Source organism: Streptomyces sp. NPDC034085 (assembly GCF_055575555.1).
Genome location: NZ_JBVISL010000006.1, coordinates 331,430 through 345,231, shown reverse-complemented (window position 1 = coordinate 345,231; position 13,802 = coordinate 331,430). Strand labels below are relative to the sequence as shown.

Below are 13,802 nucleotides of genomic sequence, written 5' to 3'. Positions count from 1 at the left end.
GCCACAGCACCTCCGCGGCACGCCGCGGGGGCCCGGAAGAACCCGGTCCGGCGCCGGCCCGTCAGTCGTCCGGGTCGGCCCGCTCCAGCGCCGGCCGCAGCCCCGGAGCGGACTCGGTCAGCAGGTAGTCGGCGACGGCCGTGTCCGTGACGAGGCTGGTCACGAGCCCGGAGCGGAGCACCGCACCGATCGCGGAGGCCTTGCGCAGGCCGCCCGCGATCGCCACGACCTCGGGGATCCGTCGCAGCCGGTCGGCCTCGACGGTGATGCAGCGCTCGCCCAGGTCCCGGCCGACCCGCCGGCCCTGCGAGTCGAAGAGGTGGGCGGACATCTCGGCGGCGACACCGAGCGAGGCGTAGTGCGCCCGCTCCTCGTCGGTCAGCATGTCGTGGACCGTGGAGATCCCCGGCTCCCAGGAGCCGATGGACACGGCCGCGACGGTCACCTTGTCGAAGTACTCGAAGGCCCGCGCGATCCCGGTCTGGCTGCGCAGCGCGGCCGCGGTCGCCGGGTCCGGGAGGAGCATCGGGGCGTAGATCGGGTGCGCGTCCCCGCCGGAGACCTGCGCGGCCCTGCGCACGGCCTCCACGGAGCCGCGCTCGGCGGTCCCCGCGTCGTAGACGCCGGTCAGCTGGACGACGGTGCAGGGGGGCAGCCGGTGCAGGGAGGCGGCCATGTGGATGGTCGAACGCCCCCACGCCAGCCCGAGCACGTCGCCCTCGTTGACCAGCTCGCCCAGCAGATCGGCCGCGACCGCGCCGAGGTTCTCCGGGTCCGGGGCGTCCTCGCTCGCGTCGGCGGGCGACTCCACCACGACGGCGTGCCGCAGCCCGTACCGGGCGCGGAGCGCGTCGGAGCGCTCCGCGTCCAGTTCCGCCGGCACCCGGATCTCGATGCGTACGAGGTCGCGTTCGAGGGCGGTCTCCAGGACCCGGGCCACCTTGAAGCGGCTCACGCCGAACTCCTCGGCGATCTGGATCTTGGACTTGCCCTCCAGGTAGAAGCGGCGCGCCATGGCCGCCGCCTGAACCAGCTCCGCGGGTCCCATCCGCAGGGCTGACCGTCCCGCCGACATTGCAGACACCGCGCTCTCCTCACTGCTGTTCACACTGTCGTGTTCACACTCTCGACTCGCCGTTCATCCTGTCAGATCCGACGGCCGTTGATCAGCCTGGACGGCTTCCGTTCACCGAGCCGTCCCCCGGGGCACGCCTCAGTGGTCGCACGCCCAGGGCGCCGCGGCGATCGCCGCCCCGGCCTGCTCGCGCAGGGTCCGGACCGCGGCGGCCGGATCGACCGCCCCGTAGACCGCGCTGCCCGCCACGAACACGTCGGCGCCGGCCTCGGCCACCCGCTCGATCGTGCTGGCCGAGACCCCGCCGTCCACCTGGAGCCACAGGTCCAGCCCGTGCTTGGCGATCAGCTCACGGGTCCGGCGGACCTTGGGCAGCATGATGTCGAGGAAGGCCTGGCCGCCGAAGCCCGGCTCGACCGTCATGATCAGCACCATGTCGAGTTCGGGAAGGATGTCCTCGTACTGCTCGATCGGGGTGCCGGGCTTGAGCGCCATCGCCGCCCGGGCGCCCTTGGCCCGGATCTCCCGCGCGAGGCGGACGGGGGCCGCGGCGGCCTCGGCGTGGAAGGTGACCGACCCGGCGCCGGCCTCCACGTACTGCGGCGCCCAGCGGTCCGGGTCCTCGATCATCAGATGCAGGTCCAGCGGGATGTCCGTGGCCCGGCTGAGCGACTCCACGATCGGCACGCCGAGGGTGAGGTTCGGGACGAAATGGTTGTCCATGACGTCGACGTGCAGCCAGTCGGCCCCCTCGACGGCCCTCGCCTCTTCGGCGAGGCGGGAGAAGTCGGCGGACAGGATGCTGGGATTGATCTGAACGGCCATGCCCCAAGCCTGCCATGCCGCCGGGCAGTTCCGGCCACGGCCCCGGCACTCCGATTGCGCGCAGCGGCACGCGGCCGGTCACGGCCTGCCGGCCGCCCGCCGGGCGCGGTGGACCCGCTCCGGCGGGCACAGCGGGCGGGCTGCTACGCCGTGCGCCGCAGCAGCGCCAGGTACATGGCGTCCGTACCGTGCAGGTGCGGCCACAGCTGGACGTCCGGGCCGTCGCCCAGCGCCGGTACGCCCTCCATGTACGGCCGGGCGTCGATCAGTTCCGCCGCCACCGGCTGCGCTCCCGCGCCCCGGCCCCGCAGGACGTCCTCGACGACCACCCGGGTTTCCGCCAGGTGCGGGGAGCAGGTCGCGTAGCCCACGACCCCGCCCACGCGCACGGCGGACAGGGCCTCGCGCAGCAGGCCCCGCTGGAGCGGCGCGAAGCCCTCCAGGTCCTCCGGGCGGCGCCGCCAGCGGGCCTCCGGGCGGCGGCGTAGCGCCCCCAGGCCGGAGCAGGGCACGTCCATCAGGACCCGGTCGAAGGAGCCCGGCAGCCAGGCCGGCCGGGTGCCGTCGGCCGCGATGACCTGGTACGGGCCCGGGTTGCCGGCCAGCGACTTCTCCACCAGGCGCGCCCGGTGCGGCTGCTTCTCGGAGGCCAGCAGGAAGGCCCCGCGCCGCGCGGCGAGGGCCCCGAGCAGGGCCGCCTTGCCGCCCGGGCCGGCGCAGCCGTCCAGCCACCGCTCGTCGCGGCCCTCGACCGGGACCGCCGCCAGGGCCAGGGCCACCAGCTGGCTGCCCTCGTCCTGCACCCCGGCGCGCCCCTCGCGGACCGCCTCCAGCGCGCCCGGCTCGCCGCCCTCGGCCATCCGGACGGCGTACGGGGACCAGCGCCCCGGCAGCGCCGACTCCTCGCCGAGCGCCTCCAGCAGTTCCTGGGGCGTGGACCGGCCCGGGCGGGCCACCAGCGTCACCTCGGGCCGCTCGTTGTCGGCCTCCAGCAAGTCCTCGATCCCGGCGCGGCCGCCTCCCAGCGCGTCCCACAGGGCGCTGACGACCCAGCGGGGGTGGGAGTGGCGGACCGCGAGGTGCTCCTCGGCGTCCTCCTCGTACGGCGGCGCGACCCGCTCCAGCCAGGTGTCGAGGTCGTGCGCGGCGATCTTGCGCAGCACGGCGTTGACGAACTTCGCCCGTCCGTCGCCGAGCACCACGCGGGCCAGCTCCACGCTGGCGGAGACCGCCGCGTGCGTGGGGATGCGGGTGCCGAGGAGCTGGTGGGCGCCCAGCGAGAGCACGTCCAGGACCGGCGGGTCCACCTCGCGCAGCGGCCGGTCCACGCAGGCGGAGATGACCGCGTCGTACGTGCCCTGCCGGCGCAGGGTGCCGTAGACCAGCTCGGTGGCCAGGGCCGCGTCGCGCGCCTGGAACCGCTCGTCCTGCCGGGCCTTCTTCAGCAGCGGGGGCAGGACCAGGTTGGCGTACGCGTCGCGCTCGTCCACCGCCCGCAGCACCTCGTAGGCCAGCAACCGGACGGGGTCCTTCTGGGGCCGGCGGTAGGGCTTGGCCTGCTTGCCGGCGCCCGTCTTGGGGGCGGGACGACGACGGGGCTGTTCGCTCACGTGAAAGGTGCTCCGGGGTTACGAGGTGCGGTTGCGGTGGGGCTCGGGATCAGCCTACGTCGGCCCCGCCCAGGCGCTCGCCGGGAGCGATGCGCACCCCGCGGGCCCAGTCGGCGCCCTTCATCGGCTTCTTGCCCTGCGGCTGCACCCAGAGCAGCTCGACGGCGTGCGAGCCGGTGCCGGCGTAGACGTTGTTCTTGGCGGGGGCCAGCACGCCCGGGGCCAGGTCCGTGCGGTCCGGGACGAGCCCGAGGGAGATCAGCTTGAGGCGCTCGCCGCGGAAGACGGTCCAGGCGCCGGGGGCCGGGGTGCAGCCGCGCACCACGCGGTCGGCGCGCAGCGCGGGGGCGTTCCAGTCCACCCGGGCGTCCTCGACGGTGATCTTCGGCGCGAGGGAGACGCCCTCGGCGGGCTGCTCCATGGCGCGCAGGCTGCCGTCCTCGATGCCGTCCATGGTGGCCGACAGCAGTCCGGAGCCGGCGAACGCGAGGCGGGTCAGCAGGTCGCCGCTGGTGTCGGTCGGGCGGATCTCCTCGGTGAGGACCCCGAAGACCGGGCCGGTGTCGAGGCCCTCCTCGATGCGGAAGGTGGAGGCGCCGGTGACCTGGTCGCCCGCCATGATCGAGTGCTGGACGGGGGCGGCGCCGCGCCAGGCGGGCAGCAGCGAGAAGTGCAGGTTGATCCAACCGTGGCGGGGGATGTCCAGCGCGCTCTTGGGGATCAGCGCCCCGTACGCGACGACCGGGCAGCAGTCCGGGGCGATCTCCCGCAGCCGGGCCTGGAACTCCTCGTCGCGCGGCCGGGCGGGCTTGAGGACCTCGATCCCCGCCTCCTCGGCGCGTTCGGCGACGGGGCTGGCGACGAGCCGGCGGCCCCGCCCGGCGGGGGCGTCGGGCCGGGTGACGACGGCCGCGACCTCGTGCCGCCCGGAGGCGATCAGGGCGTCCAGGGCGGGCACGGCGACCTCGGGGGTGCCGGCGAAGACGAGCTTCACTGGGTCCTACCTCGCTATCTCGGCTGTCAGCAGCACACCAGTCTAGGGGACGTCCACCCCGGCCCACCTGCGGTATCGGGGGGCGTACGGACACCCGCGCGCCCCTCGCATATGCCGACACGCCCCCAGTGCGTGACCTGGGCGCCCGCTGGCGCGTTGGTCAAGTGAGATTGACCGACCCGGGCCGCGATCAAGAACGGTGTCTGCGGCCCGATCCGCTCTCCAGCACCGGTTCGAGAGGCTTCTCCATGGCCGACCACGCCACCCATGACGCCCAAGCACGGGCCAGCCTGCACCTCCTCGTGCGGGACATCGAGCGGGTTCGCCGGCAGGTGGACGCACTGCGTACGCTCACGGCCCAGCTCGGCAACGTCTACCGCCCGCGCCGCTCCGGGCCCTCGACGGGCTTCGTCGTCTACGGCAGGGCCCCCGCCCCCACCGTCCGCCTCGCCCAGGAGCTGAGGGACAGCGTCGAGACGCTGGTCACCGCGGCGGTGGACTTCGACCGCTCCCTCGGCTTCTCCTGGGACGCGGTCGGCTCGGCGCTCGGCGTGACCAAGCAGGCCGTGCACCGCCGCTACGGTGCGCGCCGCGCGCAGGCCGCCGAGGCCGCCGAACCGCTGGCCGAGGGCACCACCACCCGCACCCTGGGACCGCTCCCCACGATCCCGGCGGCCCGCTCGGTGCCCCCGCAGCCCGTACGCGAGGAGGCCCACGCCCCCGTGGTGTCGGCCGCCGCACGCCAGTCGGCCTTCCCCGGCCCCCGCAACGGCTGACCCGTCCCCGCCGCCGGGACGCCGACCCCCGACGGCACGCCACCGCGTGCCCGCCGCCCCCGCACCGTGCCCGGGCGGCGGGCACTCGTACGGCTCAGCCGATGTCCGGAGGGTCGATCCGCACCCGGACCGCCTCCCCCGCCGCGATCCCCCGCGCGAGCCGGGCGGCCTGCGCCTCTTTCAGCGCCCGGGCGAGCGCGGCCCCGCTCCCCGGCGGGACCCGCACGAGCGCCCGTTCCCCCGGCGAGCCCCCGCCCCGCCGCCCGGGCAGCGGCACCGGGCCCAGCACCTCCGCGTCGGCCGGCAGGTCGGCGGCTTCGAGGAAGGCCTCCAGCGCGTCCGCCCGGCCGGCCACCTCGGCCATCCGCGACACCGGCGGGAAGCCCAGCTGAGCCCGCTCGGCCAGTTCCCGTACGGCATGCCCGACGGGGTCCCAGCGCACCAGGGCCTGGACGGGGCGCAGCGTCGGCTCGGCGACCACCACCACCTGCCCGTCGCTGCGGACCAGCGAGGCGGCGGCGATCCAGCGGCGCAGGGCGTCCTCCCCCGCCCGCAGGTCGGGCCGGGTGAGCATCGCCCAGCCGTCCAGCAGCAGCGCGGCCGCGTACCCGGCGCCCGCCGCGACCGGTTCGGCGCCCGGCGTGCTCACCACCAGCGCGGGCCGGTCGGGCACCTCGTCCAGCACGTGGTCGCGCCCGGAGGTGCGTACGGCCACCGCGGGGAAGGCCCGGCCCAGCTCCTCGGCGGTGCGCCGCGCGCCCACCACCTGGGCCCGCAGCCGGAAGGAGCCGCACTCCTCGCAGTGCCAGGCGCTCTCGGTCCGCCCGCACCACCCGCAGTGCAGCTCCCGCTCGTCGGGGGCCTCCAGCGGTCCGGCGCACACCGTGCACCGGGCGGGGGTCCGGCAGCGCTCGCAGGCGAGGCGGGGCACGTACCCCCGCCGGGGCACCTGCACCAGTACGGGCCCGCTCTTCAGGCCCTCCCGGACGGTCTCCCACGCCAGGCTCGGCAGCCGCGCCGCGCGGGCCGCCCCGTCGCGGGCCAGCAGTTCGTCGCCGACGGTGCGGATGCGGGGCGCGGCGGCCCGTACGGTCTCCCGGTCCGCGACGAGCGGCCGGGCCCAGCCGGACTCCACCAGCTGCGCGGCCTCCACCGTGCAGCTGGTGCTCCCGGCCAGGAAGCCGCAGCCGTCGCTGACCGCGCGCAGCTCCAGCACCTCGCGGACGTGGGGGAAGGGGGCGTGGTCGTCGCTGTGGCTGGAGTCGCCGTCGTCCCACACCGCGACCAGCCCGAGGTCCCGTACGGGGGCGAACATCGCCGCCCGGGTGCCGACGACGGCGCGTACGGAGCCCCGGCTGACCGCGAGCCACTGCCGGTAGCGCTTCTCGGGGCCGGACTCGGCGGTCAGCAGCGCGTGCCGGCCCTCGCCGAGCAGGGCGGTGAGGGCGGCGTCGACCCGGGCGGCGGTGCGCCCGTCGGGCACCACCGCGAGGGCGCCGCGCCCGGAGGCGAGGGTGGCGGCCATGGCCCGGGCCAGTTCGTCGGCCCAGCCGGGTCCGGGCAGCGCGGTCCACACCGCGCGGGGGGTGCCCCCGGTGGCCAGGGCCCGCAGGAAGGCGGGGCCGGCGCCGTAGCGGCTCCAGCCGCCGGGCTCGGGCGCGGCGGGCGGCGGCAGCGGCTCCGGCGAGGGCCTGGCCTCGGCGCGGGCGCTGCGCGGGGGCAGGGCCAGCTGGAGCACGTCGGCCAGGCTCCCGGCGTACCGGTCGGCGACGGCCCGGGCGAGGGCCAGCAGGCGGGGGCCGAGGACCACCTCGGGCGAGACGACCTGGGCGAGGGCGGCCAGGGCGCCGTCGTAGTCGGAGTCGGCGCGCCGTTCCACGATGAAGCCGTCGATGAGCCCACCGCCCTCGCGGCGGCCGCCGTGCACCCGGTGGGAGCCGGCTCCGAAGCGCACCCGGACGCGCACACCGGGCTGGGCGGCCTCGGACAGCTCGGCGGGGACGGCGTAGTCGAAGAGCCGGTCGAGGTGGAGCACGCCCTTGTTCACGAGGACACGGGCGACGGGCAGCTGCTCGGCGACGGCGGCCCCGCGCCAGGTACGCGGCTTGGCCTTGGGCGCCTTGGCCTTCGCCTCGGCGACCATCTCCCGGATCAGGGCGAGCTGTTCCGGCGGGGAATCGTTCGCGCTGCTCACACAGGCATTCTTACCAAACGCCACCGACAGCGAACGGCCCCGGACCGCGAGGGTCCGGGGCCGTTCACGCGGAGCGGTACCGCTTACAGGCCGGCGGCGGCGCGCAGGGCGTCGACGCGGTCGGTGCGCTCCCAAGTGAAGTCGGGGAGCTCGCGGCCGAAGTGGCCGTAGGCGGCGGTCTGGGCGTAGATCGGGCGCAGCAGGTCGAGGTCGCGGATGATGGCGGCCGGGCGGAGGTCGAAGACCTCGCCGATGGCGTCCTCGATCTTCTGGACGTCGACCTTGGCGGTGCCGAAGGTCTCCACGAAGAGGCCGACGGGCTCGGCCTTGCCGATGGCGTACGCGACCTGCACCTCGCAGCGCGCGGCCAGGCCGGCGGCGACGACGTTCTTGGCGACCCAGCGCATCGCGTACGCGGCGGAGCGGTCGACCTTGGACGGGTCCTTGCCGGAGAAGGCACCGCCGCCGTGGCGGGCCATGCCGCCGTAGGTGTCGATGATGATCTTGCGGCCGGTCAGGCCGGCGTCGCCCATCGGGCCGCCGATCTCGAAGCGGCCGGTCGGGTTCACCAGCAGCCGGTAGCCCTCGGTGTCCAGCTTGATGCCGTCCTCGACGAGCTGCGCGAGGACGTGCTCGACGACGAACTCGCGGATGTCGGGAGCGAGGAGCGAGTCGAGGTCGATGTCGGCCGCGTGCTGCGAGGACACGACGACCGTGTCGAGGCGGACCGGCTTGTCACCGTCGTACTCGATGGTGACCTGGGTCTTGCCGTCGGGCCGCAGGTAGGGGATGGTGCCGTTCTTGCGGACCTCGGACAGGCGGCGCGAGAGGCGGTGCGCGATGTGGATCGGCAGCGGCATCAGCTCGGGCGTCTCGTCCGTCGCGTAGCCGAACATCAGGCCCTGGTCGCCGGCGCCCTGCCGGTCCAACTCGTCCTCGTCGCCCTCGACCCGGGACTCGTAGGCCGTGTCGACGCCCTGCGCGATGTCCGGGGACTGGGCGCCGATGGACACCGACACGCCGCAGGAGGCGCCGTCGAAGCCCTTCTTCGACGAGTCGTAGCCGATCTCGAGGATCTTGTCGCGCACGAGCTGGGCGATCGGCGCGTAGGCCTTGGTGGTCACCTCGCCCGCGATGTGCACGAGACCGGTGGTGATGAGAGTCTCCACGGCCACACGCGAGGTCGGGTCCTCGGTGAGGAGCGCGTCGAGGATCGTGTCGCTGATCTGGTCAGCGATCTTGTCGGGGTGACCCTCGGTCACGGACTCGGAGGTGAACAGGCGACGGGACACAACGCTCCCTGGGGTTGCAGCGGCTGCTGGCTGATCATTTGGCGGAACCACACCGGAGGCTGCGCCCGGTCACGTTCCAGATGCAGTTTATCGGTCGCCACCGTTCACCGGACCACCCGTCTCGCCTTATGGGAGCCATGTGACCTGCGGCACTCCATTCTGGCGCACGGACCTACCGGCGAGAAGGGCGACGCTCAGGCGCGTCGGAGATCGCGCGGGGGCGCGAGTCGCGGGACGACCTGGTCCCAGATGACGTCCGCCAGCGCTTCCTTGGGACCGTGGGCTACCGGGGTCTCGCCCCCGTCGGAGGCCAGGATGACGGCCTCGTTCTCCTCTGATCCGAAGGTCTTGGCCTCGCCGACCTCGTTGACCACGAGGAGGTCGCACCCCTTGCGCCGCAGCTTGGCCCGGCCGTTGGCGAGCACGTCGTCCGTCTCGGCCGCGAAACCGACCACGATCTGGCCCTCCTGGGGCCGCTCGGCGGAGATCTCCGCGAGGACGTCGGGGTTGCGCACGAGGGCCACGGGCTCGGGATCCTTCCCGTCCTGCTTCTTGATCTTGCCGTCGGCGTACCGGGCGGGCCGGAAGTCGGCCACGGCCGCCGCCATCACCACGGCGTCGGCGTCCGCGGCGGCCTTGAGCACCGCCTCGCGCAGCTGGAGGGCCGTTCCCACCCGTACGACGTCCACCCCGGCCGGGTCGGGCAGCGCGGTGTTGGCGGCCACCAGGGTGACCCGGGCGCCCCGGGCGGCGGCGGTGCGGGCCAGGGCGTAGCCCTGCTTGCCGGAGGAGCGGTTGCCGAGGAAGCGCACCGGGTCCAGGGGCTCGCGGGTGCCGCCGGCGCTGACGACCACGTGCCGCCCGGCGAGGTCGGGCTCCGCCGCCCCGCGGGCCATACCGTGCCTGCGCAGGACGTGGCGACAGACCTCGTAGATCTCGTCCGGGTCGGGCAGCCGGCCCTTGCCGGTGTCCTTGCCGGTCAGCCGGCCGACGGCGGGCTCGATGACGACCGCGCCGCGGCGGCGCAGCGTGGCGACGTTCTCCTGGGTGGCCGGGTGCTCCCACATCTCGGTGTGCATGGCGGGGGCGAAGACGACGGGGCAGCGGGCGGTGAGCAGGGTGTTCGTGAGCAGGTCGTCGGCCAGCCCGTGCGCGGCCTTGGCGAGCAGGTCGGCGGTGGCCGGGGCGACGACGACGAGGTCGGCCCCCTGGCCGATGCGTACGTGGGGCACCTCGTGGACGGTCTCCCAGACCTGCGTGGAGGCCGGGTTCCCGGAGAGCGCGGCCCAGGTGGCCTCGCCGACGAAGTTCAGGGACGCCGCCGTGGGCACCACCCGTACGTCGTGCCCGGACTCGGTCAGCCGGCGCAGCAGCTCGCAGGCCTTGTAGGCGGCGATCCCGCCGCTGACGCCCAGCACGACCTTCGGCTTGTCCACCACGCACTCCCCATTCACGATTCGCTACGACACCTATGACACACCACAGGCCCGGCAGATGTTCTGCCGGGCCTGTGATGAAAGGAATTCCTTGCTGCCTACTGGGCCGGGGCCTCGATGGCCTCGGAGGTCAGCAGACCCGCGTTGATCTCGCGCAGCGCGATCGAAAGCGGCTTCTCGTGGACGTGGGTGTCCACCAGCGGGCCGACGTACTCGAGCAGGCCCTCACCGAGCTGCGAGTAGTACGCGTTGATCTGACGCGCGCGCTTGGCCGCGTAGATCACGAGGCTGTACTTCGAGTCCGTGGCCTCGAGCAGCTCGTCGATCGGCGGGTTGATGATGCCCTCGGGCGCAGTGATGGAAGAGGACACGCTCTACCTTCCGAAGATGGGTGAAGATCGAAACAAATCGATCAAACAACTTTCATCAAGGCTAGCAGCTCACGCGCCACGTCCTCGACGGAGGTGTTCACCAGGGTGGTGTCGAACTCGGACTCGGCAGCGAGTTCGATCTTCGCGCTCGCCAGCCGGCGCTCGATGACCTCGGGCGACTCGGTGCCCCGGCCGGTGAGGCGGCGGACCAGTTCGTCCCAGCTGGGCGGGGCCAGGAAGACGAGCTGGGCGTCGGGCTTGGACTCGCGGACGAGCCGGGCGCCCTGGAGGTCGATCTCCAGCAGCACCGGTTCGCCGTTGTCCAGGCGTTCCAGTACCGCGCCGCGCGGTGTGCCGTAGCGGTTGCCCGCGAACTCGGCCCACTCCAGCAGCTCGCCGTTGGCGATCAGCTTGTCGAACTCGTCGTCGTTGACGAAGAAGTAGTGGACTCCGTGTCGCTCACCGGGCCGCGGCTTGCGGGTGGTGGCCGACACCGAGAGCCACACCTCGGGGTGGACCTTGCGCATATGCGCGACGACCGTGCTCTTGCCGACACCCGAAGGGCCGGAGAGCACGGTCAGCCGCGGACGAACCTCTGCTGCCATAGAGCGATTATCCAGGTTCCCGGGACTGCCTGGGAACGCCGGGAGAACTTCGGGCGGCGCCTCAGGCGCTGCTACCGCCGAACTCACGCTCCAGAGAGGCGATCTGGTTGGAGCCGAGACCTCGGACACGCCGGGACTCGGAGATGCCGAGGCGCTCCATGATCTGCTTGGCGCGGACCTTGCCGACGCCGGGCAGCGACTCGAGAAGGGCGGAGACCTTCATCTTTCCGATGACGTCGTTCTCCTGACCCGTCTTGATGACGTCGTGGAGGGAGGCGCCGGAGTGCTTGAGTCGATTCTTCACCTCGGCCCGCTCCCGGCGAGCCGCGGCGGCCTTTTCGAGCGCTGCTGCGCGCTGTTCAGGGGTAAGGGGCGGAAGAGCCACGCCTACGTCACCTCGGATGTCGAACTGTCGGATACGGACCGGCGGGGAGCCCGTGGGCACCACGCCGGGCGAGGTCCCGAACAGCGATGGAACTGCCTCGCTGCGCGTTCGCTCTGGTCGGAGACTAGCGGCCAAGGCCGCTCCAGTCAGCGAGAACGGACGAAAAGTCCTGGTCAGCCTCCACTGAACCGTACATCACAGACAAACCACCCCGGTTTTGTCCGGGGAAAGACGTTCGAATTTCGTCATCGCGCGTCGCCGGGGTGCCCGGCACCCGCCCGATCAGGCCGCGACGGCCTCGCGGACCTCGTCGGCGAAGCGCTTCGCGGAGGCGCGCAGCGCGGCCGCGTCCGGGCCGTGCCGCAGGACGCCCCGCGAGACGTTCGGGACCACGTTGGCGACGGCGGCGCCGAAGACGGCGGGGAGGTCGGCCGCGGTCGCGCCCTGGGCGCCGATGCCCGGGGCCAGCAGCGGTCCGTTGATGTCCAGGTCGAAGGAGGACAGGTCGCCCAGCGTGGCACCGACCACCGCGCCGAAGGAGCCCATCGGCTCGGCGCCCGCGTTCTCCGCCGCCAGGTGGGCCAGCATGGTCGCGCCGATCGTACGGCCGTCCTCGCGGACCGCGCGCTGCACCTCGGCGCCCTCCGGGTTGGAGGTGAGGGCCAGGACGAAGAGTCCGGCACCCGACTCCCGGGCCAGCTCCACGGCCGGGGCGAGCGAGCCGTAGCCCAGGTACGGGGAGACCGTCAGCGCGTCCGAGAACAGCGGGGACGCGGGGTCCAGGAAGGCCGAGGCGTACGCGGCCATGGTCGAGCCGATGTCGCCGCGCTTGGCGTCCATGACCACCAGCGTCCCGGCGGCCCGGGCGTCGGCGACCGTCCGCTCCAGGACCGCGACGCCCTTCGAGCCGAACCGCTCGAAGAAGGCGGCCTGCGGCTTGAAGACGGCGACGGAGTCGGCCAGGGCCTCGACCACCGTGCGGGAGAACCGCTCCAGACCGGTGATGTCGTCGTCCAGCCCCCAGGAGGCCAGCAGGGCGGCGTGCGGGTCGATTCCCACGCACAGCGGCCCGCGGGCGTCCATGGCGGCGCGCAGACGGGTTCCGAAGGGGGTCACAGGGCTCACAGCGCGGCCTTTCGGGTCTCGGCGCCCACGGCTTCGGCCAGGGTCGCGTACGGGCTGGCGGCCAGGCGCGCGGCCAGGCCCTTGTGGAGGGCGCGGGCGTAGAACGGCCCCTCGTAGACGAAGGCGCTGTAGCCCTGGATCAGGGTGGCGCCGGCCAGGATGCGCTGCCAGGCGTCCTCGGCGTTCTCGATGCCGCCCACGCCGACCAGGACCAGGCGGTCGCCGACGCGCGCGTACAGGCGGCGCAGGACCTCCAGGGAGCGCTCCTTGACCGGGGCGCCCGACAGGCCGCCGGTCTCCTTGACGAGGGCGGCGTCCGACCTCAGGCCGAGGCCCTCGCGGGCGATGGTGGTGTTGGTGGCGATGATGCCGTCCAGGCCGAGCTCCAGGGCCAGGTCGGCGACCGCGTCGACGTCCTCGTCCGCGAGGTCCGGGGCGATCTTGACCAGCAGCGGGACCCGGCGGTCGGTGACCGCGCGGTCCGCGGCCTCCCGTACGGCGGTCAGCAGCGGCCGCAGCGACTCCGTGGCCTGGAGGTTGCGCAGCCCCGGGGTGTTCGGCGAGGAGACGTTGACGACCAGGTAGTCGGCGTGGCGGGCGAGGCGCTCGGTGGAGAGCACGTAGTCGGCCGCGGCCTCGGCCTCCGGCACGACCTTGGTCTTGCCGATGTTGACGCCCACGACGGTCCTGAAGACAGGGTTGCGGGCGGCGAGGCGGGCGGCGACGGCGGCCGAGCCCTCGTTGTTGAAGCCCATGCGGTTGATCAGCGCCCGGTCGGGGACCAGGCGGAAGAGCCGCTTCTTGGGGTTGCCGGGCTGTGCCTGGCCGGTGACCGTGCCGATCTCGACGTGGTCGAAGCCGAGCATCGACATGCCGTCGATGGCCACGGCGTTCTTGTCGAAGCCGGCCGCGAGCCCGAAGGGGCCGTGCATCCGCAGGCCGAGCGCCTCGGTGCGCAGGGACTCGTAGCGCGGCGCCAGGACGGCCGCGACGAGGGTGCGCAGCACCGGGACGCGGGCGGCGAGGCGGATCCACCGGAAGGCCGTGTAGTGGGCCTTCTCGGGGTCCATCCGCTTGAAAACCAGGTTGAAGAACAGTTTGTACATCGTCCGAA

The 13,802-nt window shown here is 73.7% G+C and carries 13 protein-coding genes; 1 reads left to right on the top strand and 12 read right to left on the bottom strand.

Annotated elements, in window-relative coordinates:
* Positions 1 to 61 precede the first annotated feature (61 nt).
* The 4 genes from ACZ501_RS22905 to fmt all read right to left on the bottom strand — a co-directional run bounded on the left by ACZ501_RS22905 (position 62) and on the right by fmt (position 4,504).
* Positions 62 to 1,075 carry a sugar-binding transcriptional regulator gene (locus ACZ501_RS22905; RefSeq protein ID WP_361609480.1) on the bottom strand — a complete coding sequence of 338 codons (1,014 nt, stop codon included), beginning with the start codon at positions 1,073 to 1,075 and terminating at the stop codon, positions 62 to 64.
* Positions 1,076 to 1,213: 138 nt separating this feature from the next.
* Positions 1,214 to 1,900, bottom strand: coding sequence for a ribulose-phosphate 3-epimerase (rpe, locus tag ACZ501_RS22900; RefSeq protein ID WP_361609468.1), 687 nt, complete (start codon positions 1,898 to 1,900; stop codon positions 1,214 to 1,216).
* Between the two features lie 143 nt (positions 1,901 to 2,043).
* Positions 2,044 to 3,510 carry an RsmB/NOP family class I SAM-dependent RNA methyltransferase gene (locus tag ACZ501_RS22895; protein WP_361609470.1) on the bottom strand — a complete coding sequence of 489 codons (1,467 nt, stop codon included), beginning with the start codon at positions 3,508 to 3,510 and terminating at the stop codon, positions 2,044 to 2,046.
* 49 nt (positions 3,511 to 3,559) lie between these two features.
* Positions 3,560 to 4,504, bottom strand: a complete 945-nt coding sequence (gene fmt / locus ACZ501_RS22890; protein ID WP_361609472.1) for a methionyl-tRNA formyltransferase — start codon at positions 4,502 to 4,504, stop codon at positions 3,560 to 3,562.
* Between the two features lie 248 nt (positions 4,505 to 4,752).
* Between fmt and ACZ501_RS22885 the strand changes: the two genes are divergently transcribed.
* Positions 4,753 to 5,280, top strand: coding sequence for a hypothetical protein (locus ACZ501_RS22885; protein ID WP_361609474.1), 528 nt, complete (start codon positions 4,753 to 4,755; stop codon positions 5,278 to 5,280).
* Positions 5,281 to 5,374: 94 nt separating this feature from the next.
* Here the strand turns inward: ACZ501_RS22885 and ACZ501_RS22880 are convergent, their stop codons facing one another.
* The 8 genes from ACZ501_RS22880 to ACZ501_RS22845 all read right to left on the bottom strand — a co-directional run bounded on the left by ACZ501_RS22880 (position 5,375) and on the right by ACZ501_RS22845 (position 13,794).
* Complete coding sequence (locus tag ACZ501_RS22880) at positions 5,375 to 7,474, bottom strand: primosomal protein N' (RefSeq protein WP_468797590.1); 2,100 nt, start codon at positions 7,472 to 7,474, stop codon at positions 5,375 to 5,377.
* Positions 7,475 to 7,557: 83 nt separating this feature from the next.
* A complete protein-coding gene (gene metK, locus ACZ501_RS22875; RefSeq protein WP_362457216.1) occupies positions 7,558 to 8,766 on the bottom strand; it encodes a methionine adenosyltransferase in 1,209 nt (402 codons plus the stop codon).
* A 194-nt stretch (positions 8,767 to 8,960) separates the two neighbouring features.
* Positions 8,961 to 10,202 (bottom strand): bifunctional phosphopantothenoylcysteine decarboxylase/phosphopantothenate--cysteine ligase CoaBC, encoded by a 1,242-nt coding sequence (coaBC, locus tag ACZ501_RS22870; RefSeq protein ID WP_468797587.1) that lies wholly within the window; start codon positions 10,200 to 10,202, stop codon positions 8,961 to 8,963.
* Between the two features lie 98 nt (positions 10,203 to 10,300).
* Entirely contained in the window at positions 10,301 to 10,573 is a 273-nt protein-coding gene (rpoZ, locus tag ACZ501_RS22865) for a DNA-directed RNA polymerase subunit omega (RefSeq protein WP_004948662.1), read from the bottom strand.
* Positions 10,574 to 10,614: 41 nt separating this feature from the next.
* Positions 10,615 to 11,178 carry a guanylate kinase gene (gene gmk, locus ACZ501_RS22860; protein WP_361607388.1) on the bottom strand — a complete coding sequence of 188 codons (564 nt, stop codon included), beginning with the start codon at positions 11,176 to 11,178 and terminating at the stop codon, positions 10,615 to 10,617.
* Positions 11,179 to 11,239: 61 nt separating this feature from the next.
* The gene (locus ACZ501_RS22855) at positions 11,240 to 11,563 is read right to left on the bottom strand and encodes an integration host factor (protein WP_361607391.1); all 324 of its coding nucleotides are present in this window, start codon (positions 11,561 to 11,563) and stop codon (positions 11,240 to 11,242) included.
* A 282-nt stretch (positions 11,564 to 11,845) separates the two neighbouring features.
* Positions 11,846 to 12,688, bottom strand: coding sequence for an orotidine-5'-phosphate decarboxylase (gene pyrF / locus ACZ501_RS22850; RefSeq protein WP_468797584.1), 843 nt, complete (start codon positions 12,686 to 12,688; stop codon positions 11,846 to 11,848).
* A complete protein-coding gene (locus ACZ501_RS22845; protein WP_362457225.1) occupies positions 12,685 to 13,794 on the bottom strand; it encodes a quinone-dependent dihydroorotate dehydrogenase in 1,110 nt (369 codons plus the stop codon). The genes pyrF and ACZ501_RS22845 overlap by 4 nt, the downstream gene beginning before the upstream one ends.
* Between the last annotated feature and the right edge of the window lie 8 nt (positions 13,795 to 13,802).